Here is a 15,843-nt window from a genome sequence, read left to right as displayed (position 1 = left end):
AAACATTTTCGAGGGGGCTAAAATTAGTGATTATTTTACATAACGAATCCTTTATTAATCGGGATGAAGCAAAAACAGATATTGAAGATCGAGGGTATACGTTTGGCGATGGGGTTTATGAAGTAGTTCGTGTTTATAACGGAGAAATATTTATGCTAGAGGAGCACTTGGACAGACTACAGTATAGCTTAGGTGAAATTGCTATTGATTATAATGTAGCTGAGAAGAAATTGGGAGATCTTTTGAGTCAACTTATTTTAAAAAATGATGTGGTAGATGGTGCTATTTATTTGCAAATAACGAGAGCTGTTTCTCCGCGTAAACATCATTATCCGGAAAATAGTGTACCACAGTTGTATGCTTATCCTCTTGATTTATCTACTCCGGAGAAGGAACAAAAAGAAGGGATTCAGGTTACGTTAAGAGAGGATTTGAGATGGCATCGCTGTGATATTAAAAGCTTAAATCTACTTTATAATATCATGGTCAAACAGTATGCTCATCAAAATGGCTTTTACGAGGCTCTTTTATACCGTAATGAGGAACATGTCACAGAAGGCTCTTCCAGTAATTTTTTCGGTGTAAAAGAAGGAAGAGTAATCACTCATCCAGCAAACAATTATATTCTTAATGGCATAACGAGAATTGCTGTACAACGTTTCTGTGAGGAGCTTAACATTCCATTTGAAGAGAAAGTACTATCCTTAAAAGATTTAAACACATTAGATGAAGCTTTTATTACTTCAACTTCTGCAGAGGTAATCCCTGTTGTGAAAATTGATGAACAGGAAATAAACGGTGGCCAGGTTGGATCAGTAACGAAGCAACTATTGGAGGCTTTTAAAAATAAAGTAAGCTAAAAAGGAAAAGCATGAGGTATGGGGGCCTCATGCTTTCTCTAACTTTACTTCTTTTCGTCCCAATATGCTCATTATCAATCTAATCCTAGTTCCACAATTACTTTTAACATTCTATATCCTAGCGATTGGTACAAAAGGATAGCCTTTTTTTTATCAGCAAAAACTCCCAGCGTAGCTTCTGTTTTTCCACTCTCTTTTAAAAAATTTAAAGTTTCTGTTATACATGCTTTTTTTCTGTAATCAGAATGAACAAAGATATTCTCGGTTGCACTTCTCTGCTCGTTAATCTCCCAAATCATCACACTTCCGACAATATAGTCCTCATTAAATGCTGTAAAAGTGCCCCAACCAGGTCCATCTCTCATCCATTGTAAATGATTTAAACTCCATGCATTTCCCTCGAAGGCATGGGCAGAAGCCTTTAAATAATCTTGCTGCCCCTGTTCGTCGCTCATCTCCCATTGGTTAATGGTAATATTATTTGGCTGTGGAAACTTCGGGATTGGTTCCGTTAAATCACGAAGCATGACAAAATGATTTTTTGTTGAAACAAAACCCTTTGAGAGATAATAGTCCAATAATTCCACTTCGGCAGCGTCAATCGTTTTCATAATTCGAATGCATTTGTTCGGATATGATTCTTTTATTATCTTTGCACTTAAAAGCAAGGCAGAAAATAGTTCATCAACAAGTGTTGTATGAATCTCTGCCTTTTCATTTAAATTTATATCTAACCTTAATTTGTGAACAAAATCTACTGGCCGTTTTTTTTTCTATAGCAAACCATGTTTCATCAGGCGCCAAATGACCAGCACCATACACCTTCACCGTTGTGTCGACTATGCAAAATTCTAACTATTTTAAATATATGACTAAAAATATTCCCTCCGATTAAAGCTACGAAGATTAGTTTTCTTTTCCTTTATTCTCTATATTTAAAGTGAAGAATTCCGGTTTACCCCAACTATTATAGTTGTCAGTAAGCACCCCTTTTATCTTTTCCTTATCTTTCTCATCATTTGTCTGCCTGTATTCGATTAGTAAGGTTAAGTATTGTCTCAAAGTCATTATATCCTCTCTTGTCCCTATTCTGCCATGCCCAGGGACAATCACTTCGAAAGAAAGATTTAAAATTTTATCAATTGTAGATACCCAATCCTTAAGATTACCATCTAGAGTAAATGGATGGTTTTCGACTACAAGAATATCCCCACTAAAAATTATGTTATCTTCTGGAATGACCATCAATAAATCACTTTTTGTATGTGCTCCGCCGTATGAAATTAATTCGACACTTTTCGTTTTCCCTTCAATTTTATAGTAATCTTTGAAAACTATATTTGGTAAAACTAGCTTCAGTGAAGGTAAGGTCTCTTTTATGTAGTTGTAACCAGATATTTGGTTCTGCATTGATATTTTCCTTTGGACATCTGTTTCTTCCTTCAGAGAATTTTCAAGTGATTGAATATGGTTGATAAACTCATTAAGTGAATCTTGCTGTTGTTTCATTTGTTTTGTAAGTTCTTCCATCATAATCTTCTTTGTTTTAGTAGTGGATAGAATATCAAATTGTTCAAATACTTGATTTCCTCTTATATGATCGCTGTGCCAATGACTGTTTATCACAGTTGTGATTGGATTATCCGATAGCCTCTTTGCCGCCTCCCTTAATTCAATAGCTGCCTGAGGAGTAAAAAATGTATCAAAAATAATTATTTGATCACCTAGGTCGATAATTCCACTATTTGAAAATGCACCACCATTGTCGGTAGCAATTGCAGCATATACGCCGTCACTAACTTTCTCTAATGTAAAATGATTATAAACAAAAGTTTCTTTCGTCATGGTTAACTCCCTATTCTCTAATTTCGATATTTTATATGATAAACCCATTATAGTAACTAACAATCGTTAGTAAATAGGTCATAATACCTATATACGTAGTGAAAATGTTCAATCATCTTGTTTTTTTCAAAGTATATACAAAACCGCTCAACCTTATATGTATTGAGTGGTAAGTTGTATCGAATATTACTTTTTTACTGCATGTATATAATGAATGGGTTCAAACGCTGACAAATAGTCTGACCTATTGTGTAATTTATTTTAGTTGGGGACAAATGTTCATATATTAGTAATCCTGCACTTTCTACCTCCGCATCAAAAAAAATAAGAATCCCCCGGCCAGGAGAATCTTATTTTACACCCAAATATTTTAATTATAAATTATGGTATATATGGAATTTATTGTAAATATTTTAGCTTTTACTGTTAATGAAAAGACACCAAACACAGGTGGATTACACTACCCCCGTGCATTCTCTATAAGCTTGGCAACACCGTTTGATAAAACGTAACTCCCCAATAAATAAATAATCCCGCCACTACAACACCACTGCTAATTTGGATTGTCCGCCAATATGTATGTTTACTAAAGTAAACGAACAACATAATATAAGGGAACCCAACAAAAACAAAGAAACAGCAAAGGGAAAATAAAAATAACATTAATCCACCGTAGAAATGAAATGAGATGAGCTCAAACGACCCTAGTAATGTAAATATAGGCACTAAAACAAAGATTGGTGTAAGGAGTAAAAAAACAAAACTCCTATATCGATTCCGTCTTAAAAATTGATCAACTTCAGAAGAGGTTAGCCACACCATAAAAGAAGCATACTTTCTTTTGCCCCATTCGATAATACGTCTAGTTTGTTTTTTTATCCATGATAGGAAAGTATCCATTTTTATTTCTCCTTTCACTCGCACATCATTATATTCATGTAATAGATGGATTATGAGAGTCCTACTAGTAAAGGTTTCTTTCCTTTTGACAGTAAAACCTTCCTATTAATGGAAAAAAGATTGTATGAAAAACTTTTGTTTTGTCGAATTTATGTTAAACTCTTTCCATAAGAATTCTTTTTCTATTTTCTATTTCATGCTAATATAAAAGAAGATAATTAGGGAGGGATTAGAATGGGTGTAGTCGCACAAGGTACTCCAAATCCAAACGCTATGAAATTTACAGTAAACACAGACATCTTCACTGGTGACGGTAGCATCTCCGTGATGGCCGGACAAACTAGTGAACATGCCATTTTAAATGACTTAATGAAATTAGAAGGTGTAGACAACGTTTTTGGCTACAAAAATTTCATTACTGTAAACAAAACATTCGATGCTGAATGGAATGAATTAGTACCAAAAGTTGAAGAAGTATTTGTCAATAACGGATATTAATGAAAAGCCACCCTTGATGGGCGGCTTTTTTCATTACTTAAATTGCTCCAGCAATACTTTTTTTTCATTTGTAGGCTTTCCATCTTTTGGACTTGCTTCAAATAATACGAGCGTTAATACTCCATTTGTTGGTAATTTTTCTTTTTCTAGATTGATTTCAATCGTAAAATCAGACCAAGTAGGAGCTCCAGCATCCACGTATTTAATTAAATGATCCGTTAATAGGTTATGCCCATCCTCTACATAATAAGAGAAAGCACCTTCAAAAACTCTAGCCTCACCAGTAACGACATAATGACCATTACTACCTGAAGCTTCTACTTGGCGAAAAGCTGTATTTTCACTTGTTTGAGCATCCCCTTCCGTTTCAGGAATACTAAATTCCGCATCCTTTACGAAAGGATTTGCATCAATCCCTTGTTCGTTCAATTGGGACGGCAAAAGCGTTAAAGTTGCAACATAGTCACCTGCTCCTACTTTTTCACCCTCTCTACCTTTATAATCCCAATTAAAAGACCACTTTTTCACGTCATTAGGTTGCATATCTACGAATACAAAAGCCTCGGTAAACATCATGCCCTCAGAATAACGATAAACTTCTTGTTGAGTTGCTTTATCTCGAACAACTATTTCAAACTGCTGGCCTGAAGAGAAGCCAAACTGAACGGCTTCATCTGTTGTATTTTTTAAGTTCATATGAAAGGTGGCTTGATCATTACTTGTTTCCACATCTACACTATATTCCATTGATTCAAGTAATGGAGTAATATCTTTTGTTTTACCATCATCTAGATCTTGTTTAGTTGGAAGCTGTTCACCCGTACCCATATTCCCTTCACTAGCTTGAGTAGCGTCTTGATTACTAGAAGAAGTCCCACAGCCTACCATGATGAAGATGACTGAAAATATAGTTATCATGATTAATAGGTTCTTTTTCATAATATCCCTTCCTTTACTATTTCTTCCTTCAACCAAATAGTCGAATAGGAAAAGGAAAGGTTACACGACTTTTTCATCATCTCTTCGGAAGAAACCGAAAATACCAGTCGTTTGAACAATATTTGTAAAGGCATTTGGATCAACATCCCGAATGATATGCTCTAAATCATAAAGCTCATAACGAGTTATTACCATGATTAACATATTTTTTTCTTCTTTTGTAAATGCACCTCTTGCTGGAATAGTGGTAATTCCTCGAACCATTTTGGAATGAATAGCATCTTCAAGCTGTTCCGCTTTTGACGTAATAATCATTGCTGTAAGTTTTTCGTGACGGGTATGAATCGCGTCAATAACCCGAGTTGATGCATAAAGCGTCACGAGTGTATAAAGGGCTTTTTCTGGATCATAAAGCCAACCAGCCATAACGATAATAAAACCATTCATAATTAAAAAATAAATGCCTATTGGGCGATCTTTCATTCTAGATAAAATCATTGCCACAATGTCCATACCACCAGTGGAGGCACCCCATTTTAATGTTAATCCGATTCCTACTGCTGCTATAGCACCACCAAAAACAGCATTAAGTAAAATATCCTCAGCTAGATTCATTAAAGGAATGATTTCTAGAAAAATAGTTGTGCTTATAACGGAAATAGCACTATAAACCGTAAATCCTCTACCAACCTTGAACCAGGCTAATATGGTAACAGGGATATTAAGGATAAATAATAAAATACCCGTTGAAATATCTAAACCAACAAAATCTTTAAAAACACTAGATAAAAGCTGAGCAATACCAGTAAATCCACTAGCATATACATTTGCTTCTATTAAAAATAAGTTTAAGGAAAGAGCGTTTAGAAGTGCACCAAATATGACAATAGCAAAACGCTTAGCTTCGAATATAAACATAGTTACCTCCTTGTAAATAAAGCCTTTGATTGACGAAACACTTTTTCCAATATAAACTAAAAGAAATATACTAGCAATTATAGAGGGTGAGAAAATGAACGTCAAAATCTTTACTGATTCTGCATGTGATTTACCAATATCCACTTATGAGCAATACGATATTGAAATGGTCCCTCTTACTGTCCATTTAAATGATCAAGATTATTTAGACAGTAAAACAATTGAAGCAAGTACAGTGTATCAGGCAATGAGAGAGGGTGCAGCACCAAAAACATCTCAAGTTACGCCTGAAGCTTTTCAACAAGCGTTTTCCACTTATGTGGATAAAGGTCAACCTTGTGTATACATAGGATTTTCCTCTGAATTATCTGGAACATTTCAAAGTGCACACATAGCTCAACAACAATTAATGGAAGAACATCCAGATGCAAACGTGCACGTTTTTGATACAAAATGCGCTTCTTTAGGACAAGGACTAGTAGTTCTTCGTGCAGCCCAACTCGCGAAGGAAGGCGCTTCAGTAGACGAAATATTGGACACTGTGAAACACCACGCAACACATATGGAGCATATTTTTACTGTGGATAACTTAGAATATCTCCAAAGAGGTGGCCGTGTCAGCAAGGCAGCCGCTTTTGTAGGTGGTTTGTTACAAATTAAACCTCTCCTCCACGTCGATGAAGGAAAATTAATCCCACTTGAAAAAATTCGCGGTGCAAAAAAAGTATTGAAGCGAATGTTTGAAGTGATGGAAGAAAGAGGCCAAGACATTAGCAATCAAGTTGTTGCAATTAGCCATGCTGATGCTGACGAGCAAGCAGAGAAACTTGCAAGCCTTATTCAAGATAAATATGAACCAAAAGAAATTGTCATCAACAATATTGGAGCTGCTATCGGCGCCCATGTTGGTCCTGGAACAATGTCATTGTTTTTCCTAAATGATCAGTATGTATAATTTACCCTTAATGACTATTTCTTAACAACTTATGTATAAAAGCTGCTTTTTCTCCGGAAAAAGCAGCTTTTTTTATTAAGCTCTTTACGTAAAGAGTGATGTTATTTGGGTCACTATTTCCTTAAACTGCGGAGTAACTATAGGTTTGCATTTTGATGAGTGCTATACGACGGCTTCGGCAGAATACTTCGCTTTCCACGGGCACGGCCTCAGCCTCCTCGCGAAAAACCACCGCTGCGGGGTCTTCAAACACGTGCTATCCCGTAGGAGTCTGCGTATTCTGCCTACGCTAAGATTGATTTTCTATTTAAAGATTAGTGATACGATCTAGGCGTGATCAGTAAATTCTTCCTTATTACTACGAATATATTTTTAACTTTCTTTTTCCCAATTTATCAGTAGATTAAAGATAAGCACATGCTGAGCGAAGGAAATACACGTAGACTCCTGCGGGACAACGAAGACGTTGAGACCCACACAACGAGCGTTTTTTGCGAGTGAGGAGGCTCAGCGCGGGCCCTAAGGTGCGCGTAGTGTATTACCGTAGCGGATGAATTTGCACACATCAAGTTACGTCGCAGTTTCCATCGATAGTTTAAAAACAACAATCATAGAAAACAGCCTTCGTTAAACTAATAACATTATAGGTGCTAACAATAATTACCACGTATAAAAAGCGGGAATTAACCTTTATATATCGAATATATATGGTATCATACAAACCAAATGGACAAAGGGGGTCTTCATTTTGCGTCTAAGTGATTTAATTAAAGCTTTTGAAAAAGAAAAAAAACAATGGCCTGAATCACCAAACGTATTATTGGATTTTTGTCAGTATAAGTATAACAAAGGGGAACTGGAAACAAAGGATTACCGCAATTTATTTGCCCAATTACATAATAAGGGTGCTGTATCATCGCATCAATTGCATTAAGGAGCACCTTGGTAAATCCTGTACCGACATGAGTAAGAATTTATTTGCACTTATTTATTAATACGCTAAAAGAAAGGAGGCCAATCATGAAATATCGATTAGTCTCCTTCTCTATTTTTTCTACCAATAGTTTTTCATTAACTCTGATGACCAGCTCGGTTGCTGAACTTTTTCTCTAGGAAGAAACTCCTGCATCACTGGCTTTATATCTAAAATAGGTGTACCTTCAACTGCATCGAGTCCTTCCACAATAATAGTTTTCCCTTCTCTTTTCACTAGCTTTGCAGTCGTAACCCCTAGTTTATTCGGTCTATTTTTCCCCCGTTGTGCAAAAATTCCCACTTTTGGCCATTCCTCATTATTTCTAGGATGTCTTGATTCATACTGAATTTTGTTGTCATCTACTAAGTGGAAATAAAATATAACCTCAACGTGGGAAAACGTCTCGATGCCGTCCAAACTTTGCTCGTTTAATTCATCCTCTAGTTGAATGACACTTGTTTCCTTTCCCCAAAAATCATCCTCTACTTCTTTTCGACCAGATTGCACATATCCAATTGGTTGGAGCTGAATCATCTCTCATCTCTCCTAAGAGTGTAATTTTACAACAAATACTCAATTCCTCTTGATTTTGCCACAATAAGTAAGCAAAGTGCCACAAAAAGTTGCTCTTTTTACACATATTTTTCCTATTTGCATTAGAAAAACTTAGACAAACTTGGCTTGTGGCCAATTCCTGACTCGAAAATCTCGTCTTACTTATAATTTAATCCTTTAAAAAGGTTAAACGACAAAAAAAGAGGAAACCTTATTGGCTCCCTCTTGTAAAACATTATGACATTAATTGAAAACCTAATTGTAGACGACCAAATCCTAAAATAAGTGCAATAACAAAAGCTAACAGAAGCTGAATCCACCAAGATCCTGCTTTTTCTCCTCTTTTCGTTTTCACACTGATCATTTCCATTGCGAAAATTACCCAAAATCCAGCTATTGCCTTAACAATAACTTCTCCTAGAACAGCTCCACTAGTACCTAGATAGTTTGCAAATAAGTCTCCACCTGAGTACAAAATAAGTAAATAATCTAGACGTAAAACCATTTGGAGTATTTTTGCAACTTTTTCTCTACCAGGCTTTTTTGAAAGGCTTAGAACGACAAAAAACAAAATGAGTGCAACAACCCATGATGTAATATGTAAGTGTGTCATTTTTTTTCCTCCTAATTTCTTTACTTTCCTTGTCCATCATACCACCTTTTATCCTCTTCTGCTAATATGAAATTTTCCTTTTTCTTTAAAAAATGTCCTTACTTCAAACAAAATTGGGAAAACTGTTATAATAGGAGCTAGGTAAAAATTACATATTATTGAGGAGGGATTTTGTTGACACAAAAGAGTGAGCAAGTCATTAAACAAAATGAGCAATTCGGTGCGAACAACTACGTTCCACTTCCTATTGTGATTTCTAAAGCAGAAGGAATTTGGGTGGAGGACCCAGAAGGCAATCGTTATATGGATATGTTAAGTGCCTATTCAGCAGTAAACCAAGGTCACAGACATCCTAAAATTATTCAAGCGCTTAAGGATCAAGCAGATCGGGTGACCCTAACATCACGTGCATTTCATAATGACCAATTAGGTCCTTGGTATGAAAAAATTTGTAAGCTAACGAATAAAGAGATGGCTTTGCCGATGAATACAGGCGCAGAAGCAGTTGAAACTGCAGTTAAAGCAGTTAGACGTTGGGCTTACGATGTGAAGGGTGTGGAGGAAAACAAGGCAGAAATTATTGCATGTGAAGGTAATTTCCATGGGCGCACGATGACTGCTGTATCCTTATCATCTGAAGAGGAATATAAGCGCGGTTTTGGACCTATGCTTCCTGGCATTAAGCTTATTCCATACGGGGATGTAGATGCACTAAAAAATGCTATTACAGAAAATACAGCCGGTTTCTTACTCGAGCCTATTCAAGGAGAAGCTGGAATCAATATTCCACCAGACGGATTTTTGAAGGAAGCATATGAAGTTTGTAAAGAAAATAATGTACTTTTCGTAGCAGATGAAATTCAAGCTGGACTTGGTAGAAGTGGTAAGCTATTTGCTTGTGATTGGGAAAATGTAGAGCCTGATATTCTCATTTTAGGTAAAGCACTTGGTGGCGGAGTCTTCCCTATCTCCTGTATTGTAGCAAACAAAGAAATTCTAGGCGTTTTTAACCCTGGTTCCCACGGTTCTACATTCGGTGGAAATCCGTTAGCAGCTGCTGTTTCCATTGCATCTCTTGAAGTATTAGAGGAAGAGAAGCTTGTAGAGCGCTCCTATGAACTTGGTAAATACATGTTAGAGGAATTAAAGAAAATTGATAATCCTGTCATTAAAGAGGTTCGTGGAAGAGGATTATTTATTGGTGTTGAGCTAACTGAATCTGCACGTCCATATTGTGAAAAATTAAAGGAAAAAGGATTACTATGTAAAGAAACTCATGAAACGGTAATCCGATTTGCTCCACCACTTGTTATAGATAAAAAAGATTTGGATACTGCTTTAGAAAAAATAAAAGAAGTTTTATAAGAACCTAAAAACGAGCTTGAGTGAAATCAAGCTCGTTTTTTCATGACGATTAATATAATACGAAAAACAAAAATAACTGTAAGCAACCAACCTGCCAATGCTACAAGATTACTTAATAATACACCTAATCGATAAGCTTCTAAAAAATAGGAAAATGATCTTTCAATCGATGAAGACACTTGGACAAGCAACCAACCTGCAAAAGCAATAATGACATATTGAGAGACTGTATTTTTCATAAAATCCCCTCCTATGTTCCATTATAAGTTACGGCAAAGGTTCTAATGATAAAATTCTTTTCAAACCAAACGGCCCGATTGCAACAGTTACTATCATTTCCGTCATTCCATTTTCATATTGCTCACCAGTGTTATCCTCAATAAAATATCGTCCTATACCGAAGTCCACTTGATGCATTTGATCAAACTCTTCATACAAATATTTAGCAGTCATTACCACATCATCACCATCTGTGTTTACCTTTACCTTAGACGCGGATTTCACTTCATAGATCCCATCAGGACCAGGAGTGAGAACAACGTAAATTTTTTCATCATAATCAACCTTTTCTTCTACAAACCACCTATCAGCTGGTATTCTTTCCGCCTCATAATTTAATGTTACATAATCCCCATAAAAGAGGTCAGGTGGGTCTATTGGCGCTGTCCGCAACTTCACTATCTCTCCTACATCATCAATCAAATAATAACCGACACTCATTGATAGTAGGAATAGGACTTGGAGTGAAACAGCTAAATAAAAAAATATTTTCTTCATCATCCATCACTCCTTTGCTTACGGACCACATTTCTTCTTCTTTTTTCCAAGAAATAACTAAGAGCAAATAGGAAAACTCCACCTACAAAGAAGAACAAAGATTTGTCTAAATAGTCCCAGGCAAGCTGAATATAGGCGACTATGGTACTAATAATTAAGGCAATTGTTCCTTTGTTTACCTTATGTTGATCCCAGTCCTGGTAGCCTAACGTTAAATAGGTGACAGAGAAAACAAATAGGACCAATAGTGACGCAAAGTCGGCAAAGTTCCCTAAATAAAGTACAGGGATAAATAAAATGAGATCAGTAAGCTCACCAAACTTCTGTTTATATATTTTCCAGGCAATAAGACCGATAAATAAAGAAGCATAACTTAAATGGAACTTTATATCCATTTCTAAACCTTCCATAAACCCATTAATCCCTAGTAGAAAAACATGGACAGTAAGTACAATAAACATGGTACTTTGTGCTATCGTTTGGATGGGATTCTTTATATAAGGTTTACCTTGTATTTCCCCTATTAAATAAACAAATAAAATCATTGGTAGAAACATAACGTATTCCCATTCTGAAATAGAAAAAATAAAAAAATGGGCTAGCATACTAATACCAAACAAATAACTTAACCAATATACAGGCTTCTTATGGACTTTAAGAAATAAATAAAACCAAACGACCAATAAAATGGCTATCCAACCATTAAAATCTGAAAACTGAAAAGCTTCATACAATTGACCAACTGTTAAAATGAGTAAAACGAAAAATAATAGAAATGTTTCTCGTCGGTGTAAGTATACGAATATAGAAGCTAAAGTCCATATAAAGAAAGGAAAAGCATCATAAAAAGTGTAATGATACATCTGTCCGGTTAGGAATATACCTGCCCCAAACAGAAAAAGTCCAATTGTATAAAAACTTAACCCTACTTTTTTAGAACGATTCTCATAAATCCATTCCCCAACTATATAAAACACGAGAAGACTAACGATAATAATCGTCATTTTGGCGACAGCCGGTAGGAAGGACCAGTTAGATGCAATAAATGTTAAAAAACCTAGACCAATAAAAATAGCAGCAAAGATAAGCAACACCGCATGCTCATTTTTTTTCGGATATCTATTTAAAATGCTATTGTATTGATCTAAAGTAATAATCCCTTCACGAACCCATTTTTCCCCTTCCCTTTCTACTTGTTTCCTTTTCAATGTTGTTTCCTCACTTTCTTCATTGGCTGTTTTTTGCCGTACGTTAACGAGCGCCAAACCCATTCTAGAGGTCCAAAACTATATTTGCTTAACCACCATTTGCTTACTACTACTTGGAAGCTAAAAATAGATAAAACGATAATTACACTGCCCAACGGTTGAATTTCCCCATATAAATTGAAGCCTGGACCATAAAACAAGAAAAAACAGATGATTGACTGACTTATATAATTCGTTAACGACATTTTACCAATATACGTAAAATAGCTTAAAAGTTTCTTCGCGAATGCCGTTTGATAAAGCAAAGTAATGGCAACTACATAAAAGATACTAGAAGCAGCTCCCCCTACATGGTCCTGCAAAAAGCCGAGCCATGCTGGATTGTTAAACATATAAGGACCAGCTTTAAATACAAGAAAGAAGGTAAAGGAAGTAAAAAGAATGACACGCAGTAGTTTTTGATGCTTTTGAACATCGTGCAACCACTTATTCTTCATAAAAACGGCTCCAATTAAAAACATCGGCAATAAAGCCATTGTTAGAAATAGAAATGCCATCCCTCCATTCGTATACATCCAATCAGCATAGTTTTGTTTCCATACATCTAAAATAGAATCGGATTTATATCTGAATTGAGCTTCCATAATAGCAGCCCTATTCATTCCACCTAACAGGTCCTTAAAAGAATATAAATAAGAAGTTAATAATATTCCCGGAATTACTAGCAAACCAATAAACCATAACACTAAGGTTTTAGCTTTTCGTCGGAAGAAGAAAAACATCAAAAAACCGATAGCCCCATAACTAAGTAAAATATCTCCGTGCCATAGCAAAAATGCATGTAGGAATCCAAAAAAGAGTAAAACCGTGAGGCGTCTTTGCAAAATGAGCGTTACCCTTTTGTCAGCCTCAGAAAGTCTTTCGAACATCATTTGTAAGCCGAATCCAAATAAAAAGGAAAAAAGGGTATAAAAGCTAGCTTGAAAGAAAATATCAATGATAACTCGAATAGTACTATCTAATGAACTATCCCAGTAAACTTCCTCTCCCCCATAAAGAAAAAAAGGTGCGTGGAAGGCAGGTACATTTACCATCAAAATACCTAATAGTGCAATTCCTCGTGCTGCATCGATCCACGGTAAACGTCTTGATTCTGTACTAGACTGATTAATATTCATGAAAAGCCTCCTAAAATAGTGGAAAGTGTGAAACGGTTGAACACATATTCTTCTAAACTCATAAACTAATAACTAAAAGATCTGCTTATCACAATGTTACTTCTAGCAAATTGCTCACTACCCTGACGTTAAAATCATCTAACGAGTAAACAGTGACAAAAGGAGGATGTGATTAATGCCTGCGTTCGTCGGAGCCGTTAAAGTAAATAGTGTGTCGGCCTCCAGTATTTTACACATTGGAGATGTATATGCCATGTCCCCAACTAGCTCGGCGAAAACTTTTGCAGGTGGAGGTTCCTTCAATACCGGTGATGGATTAAAAATAAATTTAGATCACTCCTACACCTATGTCCTTGATAAGGATGTTATGGATCAAAATATTGTCGGTAATGCCTAATAAGGAGGTAAATACATTGGACTGTACCATCTATCAACAAATTTCCATTCACTTATTAAAAGTGGGGTCTGTAACTAATTCCTCCGTTTTACAAGTGGGAAGCTCGGGTTCTATTCAAGCGTTATCTAATTTATATAATACTGGTGGTTATCAGTTTCCTGCGGAGGCAGCGGAGCCAATTTCACCACAAGAATTTCAACCGATGATTCCATTAGCGCCTCCCGTTTAATCACCATTTCCTAACTAGGCGCATAACATATGTTAGATATATGCCCAGTTTAGGAGGGTAGGGCGCTATGTATTATTACAACTGGCACGATTATTTTTCATCTTTACAAAATGAAATCAAAAATCAACAGAAAAAAATGAGTCGGCTTGAGGAGCAAGTAAAAGTTCTAGAAAGCAAAGTTCTGACCTTACAGGAAACACCAAAGACTAACGTTGAAAAAATAGAATATCATTTCGATCAACTTAAGATAGAAACATTAGAAGGTACGCTCAACATTGGACTTTCTCCTGATGGTCTTTCTGCTACAGATGAGCTTTCTATTCCAAATCCTATTCCAAAACAACAGCAGGCTACACCTAACCAGTCGCCCATTGTCCAAGAGTTAGTCCAATATTTACATCCTTTTTTTCAACAAGAATTACCTTCTAAAATAAATGAATTCGCCCAAGAATCGGAAAAATCCTTTCCACCAGGCTTTGAAAACATGATTATTCAAGATATTTATAAACAGATTCCAGAAAGAATCCAGCATTATACACGGTTACATTCTGAAAATAATAACGGCATGCTAAATAATGAAACGAAACAAAAAATAGTTGAAGATGTAAAAAATGAAATTCTCCATTCTGTACGTAACTATATACAAGGAGAAGAAGGAGGCGAATAGAACGTGAATTTCACTGTACACAACCAAGGATTGAATGTCGGAAACATTCAAGTGACGGGGGTAGCATCCTCTTCTGTTTTGCTGATTGGTGACAATGAAACAATCAAGCTATCCTCTATGTATGATACCCCACCTGAATCCTATATTGTCGGTTCTGTTGTTCCATTCGGAGGCGGACAATCGGGAGGAAGAATTAAACTATGATAAGGAATTCAAATGTCACGAATATATATATAAATGCTTGCTCCTATAGCTCCATTATTCAACTCGGTGATGCCGTCAGAGCTGATCCCTACCTACGAGCAATTGCTGTACAGAGGGAAGGAGCATTTTTCGATGCAGAGGATTTTCCTTATGAAGAATATTCCATTTTCACTCGGCCCTTTACAGAAATGGAATCTATTGTTCCTCTTTCCCAAGCACATATTCATCATGAACCAAAAATTAACGTTCACGCAATTGATATGGAAGGTGTATCTGGCTCATCGATTGTTCAAGTTGGTTCCTTAAAAGATATTGACGCCAAATCGAGAATTAAGCACATTCGTATCTTAGCCAGAGAGACCTAGAACAAATATCGAATTTTCACATAAAATATAGTGACAAAACTAAAAAAAAGTAGGTGTCAATGTATGCCATCTATTGTAGGACCTTTAAAAATAAACAGTATTGACGGTGGAGTAGTAAACTTTGGAGATTCCTTTTATTTATCTCCGAAAAGTACTTCTAAAACCGCTTCTGGTTCAGGTGCTTTTAACACAGGTGACTTTATTTGTACGAATACTTTTGTTAGTAGCACAAATCCATTTGATCCTGATTTCCAGGATCAAGTACAAATTGGCAATGCATAAAGAGAGTCCCGAAATGTTGAACTGTAACCCGGAAAGCGGACACTGATAAAAAGTGCCCTTTCCGGGTTTTTGTGTTTCAATATAATTAATAAAAATGGGCGGAGGACTATCA

The 15,843-nt window shown here is 36.0% G+C and carries 22 protein-coding genes and 1 pseudogene; 11 read left to right on the top strand and 12 right to left on the bottom strand.

All coding sequences use genetic code 11. The features are described 5' to 3' along the window. Window positions 1-26 precede the first annotated feature (26 nt). Complete coding sequence (gene dat, locus HNQ94_RS07170; RefSeq protein WP_174495860.1) at window positions 27-860, top strand: D-amino-acid transaminase; 834 nt, start codon at window positions 27-29, stop codon at window positions 858-860. A gap of 74 nt (window positions 861-934) precedes the next feature. Here dat and HNQ94_RS07165 read toward each other — a convergent pair whose 3' ends face one another. The 4 genes and pseudogenes from HNQ94_RS07165 to HNQ94_RS07155 form a co-directional block, all read right to left on the bottom strand. Then, window positions 935-1,471, bottom strand: a complete 537-nt coding sequence (locus tag HNQ94_RS07165) for a GNAT family N-acetyltransferase (RefSeq protein ID WP_174495861.1) — start codon at window positions 1,469-1,471, stop codon at window positions 935-937. Between the two features lie 295 nt (window positions 1,472-1,766). Continuing rightward, window positions 1,767-2,705, bottom strand: coding sequence for an MBL fold metallo-hydrolase (locus HNQ94_RS07160; protein WP_174495862.1), 939 nt, complete (start codon window positions 2,703-2,705; stop codon window positions 1,767-1,769). A 186-nt stretch (window positions 2,706-2,891) separates the two neighbouring features. Next, a pseudogene (locus tag HNQ94_RS19600) lies at window positions 2,892-3,013 on the bottom strand (class I SAM-dependent methyltransferase); the annotation flags it as partial. Window positions 3,014-3,182: 169 nt separating this feature from the next. Continuing rightward, window positions 3,183-3,605, bottom strand: coding sequence for a hypothetical protein (locus HNQ94_RS07155; protein ID WP_174495863.1), 423 nt, complete (start codon window positions 3,603-3,605; stop codon window positions 3,183-3,185). Window positions 3,606-3,839: 234 nt separating this feature from the next. Here HNQ94_RS07155 and HNQ94_RS07150 point away from each other — a divergent pair, with 234 nt between their 5' ends. Further along, window positions 3,840-4,103 (top strand): NifU N-terminal domain-containing protein, encoded by a 264-nt coding sequence (locus HNQ94_RS07150; protein WP_174495864.1) that lies wholly within the window; start codon window positions 3,840-3,842, stop codon window positions 4,101-4,103. A 33-nt stretch (window positions 4,104-4,136) separates the two neighbouring features. Here the strand turns inward: HNQ94_RS07150 and HNQ94_RS07145 are convergent, their stop codons facing one another. Together HNQ94_RS07145 and HNQ94_RS07140 are read right to left on the bottom strand one after the other, a co-directional pair. Continuing rightward, window positions 4,137-5,042 carry a BsuPI-related putative proteinase inhibitor gene (locus HNQ94_RS07145; RefSeq protein ID WP_174495865.1) on the bottom strand — a complete coding sequence of 302 codons (906 nt, stop codon included), beginning with the start codon at window positions 5,040-5,042 and terminating at the stop codon, window positions 4,137-4,139. 60 nt (window positions 5,043-5,102) lie between these two features. Further along, entirely contained in the window at window positions 5,103-5,960 is an 858-nt protein-coding gene (locus HNQ94_RS07140) for a YitT family protein (RefSeq protein WP_174495866.1), read from the bottom strand. Between the two features lie 94 nt (window positions 5,961-6,054). Here HNQ94_RS07140 and HNQ94_RS07135 point away from each other — a divergent pair, with 94 nt between their 5' ends. Both HNQ94_RS07135 and yppF read left to right on the top strand, forming a co-directional pair. After that, on the top strand, window positions 6,055-6,915 hold the full coding sequence (locus tag HNQ94_RS07135) for a fatty acid kinase binding subunit FakB (protein WP_174495867.1): 861 nt from the start codon (window positions 6,055-6,057) through the stop codon (window positions 6,913-6,915). Between the two features lie 748 nt (window positions 6,916-7,663). Further along, a complete protein-coding gene (gene yppF, locus HNQ94_RS07130) occupies window positions 7,664-7,849 on the top strand; it encodes a YppF family protein (RefSeq protein WP_174495868.1) in 186 nt (61 codons plus the stop codon). 120 nt (window positions 7,850-7,969) lie between these two features. Here the strand turns inward: yppF and HNQ94_RS07125 are convergent, their stop codons facing one another. Continuing rightward, the gene (locus tag HNQ94_RS07125; protein ID WP_174495869.1) at window positions 7,970-8,425 is read right to left on the bottom strand and encodes an SAM-dependent methyltransferase; all 456 of its coding nucleotides are present in this window, start codon (window positions 8,423-8,425) and stop codon (window positions 7,970-7,972) included. Between the two features lie 256 nt (window positions 8,426-8,681). Continuing rightward, on the bottom strand, window positions 8,682-9,059 hold the full coding sequence (locus tag HNQ94_RS07120) for a YisL family protein (protein WP_174495870.1): 378 nt from the start codon (window positions 9,057-9,059) through the stop codon (window positions 8,682-8,684). A gap of 174 nt (window positions 9,060-9,233) precedes the next feature. Between HNQ94_RS07120 and HNQ94_RS07115 the strand changes: the two genes are divergently transcribed. Next, window positions 9,234-10,424, top strand: coding sequence for an ornithine--oxo-acid transaminase (locus HNQ94_RS07115; protein ID WP_174495871.1), 1,191 nt, complete (start codon window positions 9,234-9,236; stop codon window positions 10,422-10,424). 26 nt (window positions 10,425-10,450) lie between these two features. On the opposite strand, the gene HNQ94_RS07110 is transcribed toward HNQ94_RS07115, so the two are convergent. Genes HNQ94_RS07110 through HNQ94_RS07095 form a run of 4 tightly spaced genes read right to left on the bottom strand, consistent with a single transcriptional unit; the run spans window position 10,451 to window position 13,587 of the window. Next, window positions 10,451-10,663, bottom strand: a complete 213-nt coding sequence (locus HNQ94_RS07110) for a hypothetical protein (RefSeq protein ID WP_174495872.1) — start codon at window positions 10,661-10,663, stop codon at window positions 10,451-10,453. A gap of 28 nt (window positions 10,664-10,691) precedes the next feature. Further along, a complete protein-coding gene (locus HNQ94_RS07105) occupies window positions 10,692-11,201 on the bottom strand; it encodes a GDYXXLXY domain-containing protein (protein ID WP_174495873.1) in 510 nt (169 codons plus the stop codon). Further along, complete coding sequence (locus tag HNQ94_RS07100) at window positions 11,201-12,409, bottom strand: DUF2157 domain-containing protein (protein WP_174495874.1); 1,209 nt, start codon at window positions 12,407-12,409, stop codon at window positions 11,201-11,203. Before HNQ94_RS07100 ends, HNQ94_RS07105 begins: the two co-directional genes overlap by 1 nt. Next, window positions 12,406-13,587, bottom strand: coding sequence for a DUF418 domain-containing protein (locus HNQ94_RS07095; protein WP_174495875.1), 1,182 nt, complete (start codon window positions 13,585-13,587; stop codon window positions 12,406-12,408). Before HNQ94_RS07095 ends, HNQ94_RS07100 begins: the two co-directional genes overlap by 4 nt. A 175-nt stretch (window positions 13,588-13,762) precedes the next feature. On the opposite strand from HNQ94_RS07095, the gene HNQ94_RS07090 reads away from it, so the two are divergent. The 6 genes from HNQ94_RS07090 (at window position 13,763) to HNQ94_RS07065 (ending at window position 15,731) form a co-directional block, all read left to right on the top strand. Further along, entirely contained in the window at window positions 13,763-13,984 is a 222-nt protein-coding gene (locus tag HNQ94_RS07090) for a spore germination protein (RefSeq protein ID WP_174495876.1), read from the top strand. Between the two features lie 16 nt (window positions 13,985-14,000). After that, window positions 14,001-14,213: a spore germination protein GerPB gene (locus HNQ94_RS07085; RefSeq protein WP_174495877.1), complete on the top strand. Its 213-nt coding sequence runs from the start codon at window positions 14,001-14,003 to the stop codon at window positions 14,211-14,213. 67 nt (window positions 14,214-14,280) lie between these two features. Further along, window positions 14,281-14,880, top strand: coding sequence for a spore germination protein GerPC (gene gerPC / locus HNQ94_RS07080; protein ID WP_174495878.1), 600 nt, complete (start codon window positions 14,281-14,283; stop codon window positions 14,878-14,880). 3 nt (window positions 14,881-14,883) lie between these two features. Then, a complete protein-coding gene (locus tag HNQ94_RS07075) occupies window positions 14,884-15,084 on the top strand; it encodes a spore germination protein GerPD (protein ID WP_174495879.1) in 201 nt (66 codons plus the stop codon). Further along, the gene (locus HNQ94_RS07070; RefSeq protein WP_174495880.1) at window positions 15,081-15,449 is read left to right on the top strand and encodes a spore germination protein GerPE; all 369 of its coding nucleotides are present in this window, start codon (window positions 15,081-15,083) and stop codon (window positions 15,447-15,449) included. The genes HNQ94_RS07075 and HNQ94_RS07070 overlap by 4 nt, the downstream gene beginning before the upstream one ends. Window positions 15,450-15,512: 63 nt before the next feature. Then, a complete protein-coding gene (locus tag HNQ94_RS07065; protein WP_174495881.1) occupies window positions 15,513-15,731 on the top strand; it encodes a spore germination protein in 219 nt (72 codons plus the stop codon). Window positions 15,732-15,843 lie beyond the last annotated feature (112 nt).

The organism is Salirhabdus euzebyi, from assembly GCF_014207435.1.
GTDB lineage: Bacteria > Bacillota > Bacilli > Bacillales > Alkalibacillaceae > Salirhabdus > Salirhabdus euzebyi.
Note: the sequence above shows the minus strand (reverse complement) of the source record. Positions and strands in the feature narration are given on the sequence as shown.

Bases quoted from the DNA above. Each gene is read 5' to 3' on its own strand.
- HNQ94_RS07165 (WP_174495861.1), bottom strand. From the start codon at position 1,471: ATGAAAACGATTGACGCTGCCGAAGTGGAATTATTGGACTATTATCTC.
- HNQ94_RS07160 (WP_174495862.1), bottom strand. From the start codon at position 2,705: ATGACGAAAGAAACTTTTGTTTATAATCATTTTACATTAGAGAAAGTT.
- HNQ94_RS07155 (WP_174495863.1), bottom strand. From the start codon at position 3,605: ATGGATACTTTCCTATCATGGATAAAAAAACAAACTAGACGTATTATC.
- HNQ94_RS07150 (WP_174495864.1), top strand. From the start codon at position 3,840: ATGGGTGTAGTCGCACAAGGTACTCCAAATCCAAACGCTATGAAATTT.
- HNQ94_RS07145 (WP_174495865.1), bottom strand. From the start codon at position 5,042: ATGAAAAAGAACCTATTAATCATGATAACTATATTTTCAGTCATCTTC.
- HNQ94_RS07140 (WP_174495866.1), bottom strand. From the start codon at position 5,960: ATGTTTATATTCGAAGCTAAGCGTTTTGCTATTGTCATATTTGGTGCA.
- HNQ94_RS07135 (WP_174495867.1), top strand. From the start codon at position 6,055: ATGAACGTCAAAATCTTTACTGATTCTGCATGTGATTTACCAATATCC.
- HNQ94_RS07125 (WP_174495869.1), bottom strand. From the start codon at position 8,425: ATGATTCAGCTCCAACCAATTGGATATGTGCAATCTGGTCGAAAAGAA.
- HNQ94_RS07120 (WP_174495870.1), bottom strand. From the start codon at position 9,059: ATGACACACTTACATATTACATCATGGGTTGTTGCACTCATTTTGTTT.
- HNQ94_RS07110 (WP_174495872.1), bottom strand. From the start codon at position 10,663: ATGAAAAATACAGTCTCTCAATATGTCATTATTGCTTTTGCAGGTTGG.
- HNQ94_RS07105 (WP_174495873.1), bottom strand. From the start codon at position 11,201: ATGAAGAAAATATTTTTTTATTTAGCTGTTTCACTCCAAGTCCTATTC.
- HNQ94_RS07095 (WP_174495875.1), bottom strand. From the start codon at position 13,587: ATGAATATTAATCAGTCTAGTACAGAATCAAGACGTTTACCGTGGATC.
- HNQ94_RS07090 (WP_174495876.1), top strand. From the start codon at position 13,763: ATGCCTGCGTTCGTCGGAGCCGTTAAAGTAAATAGTGTGTCGGCCTCC.
- gerPC (WP_174495878.1), top strand. From the start codon at position 14,281: ATGTATTATTACAACTGGCACGATTATTTTTCATCTTTACAAAATGAA.
- HNQ94_RS07070 (WP_174495880.1), top strand. From the start codon at position 15,081: ATGATAAGGAATTCAAATGTCACGAATATATATATAAATGCTTGCTCC.
- HNQ94_RS07065 (WP_174495881.1), top strand. From the start codon at position 15,513: ATGCCATCTATTGTAGGACCTTTAAAAATAAACAGTATTGACGGTGGA.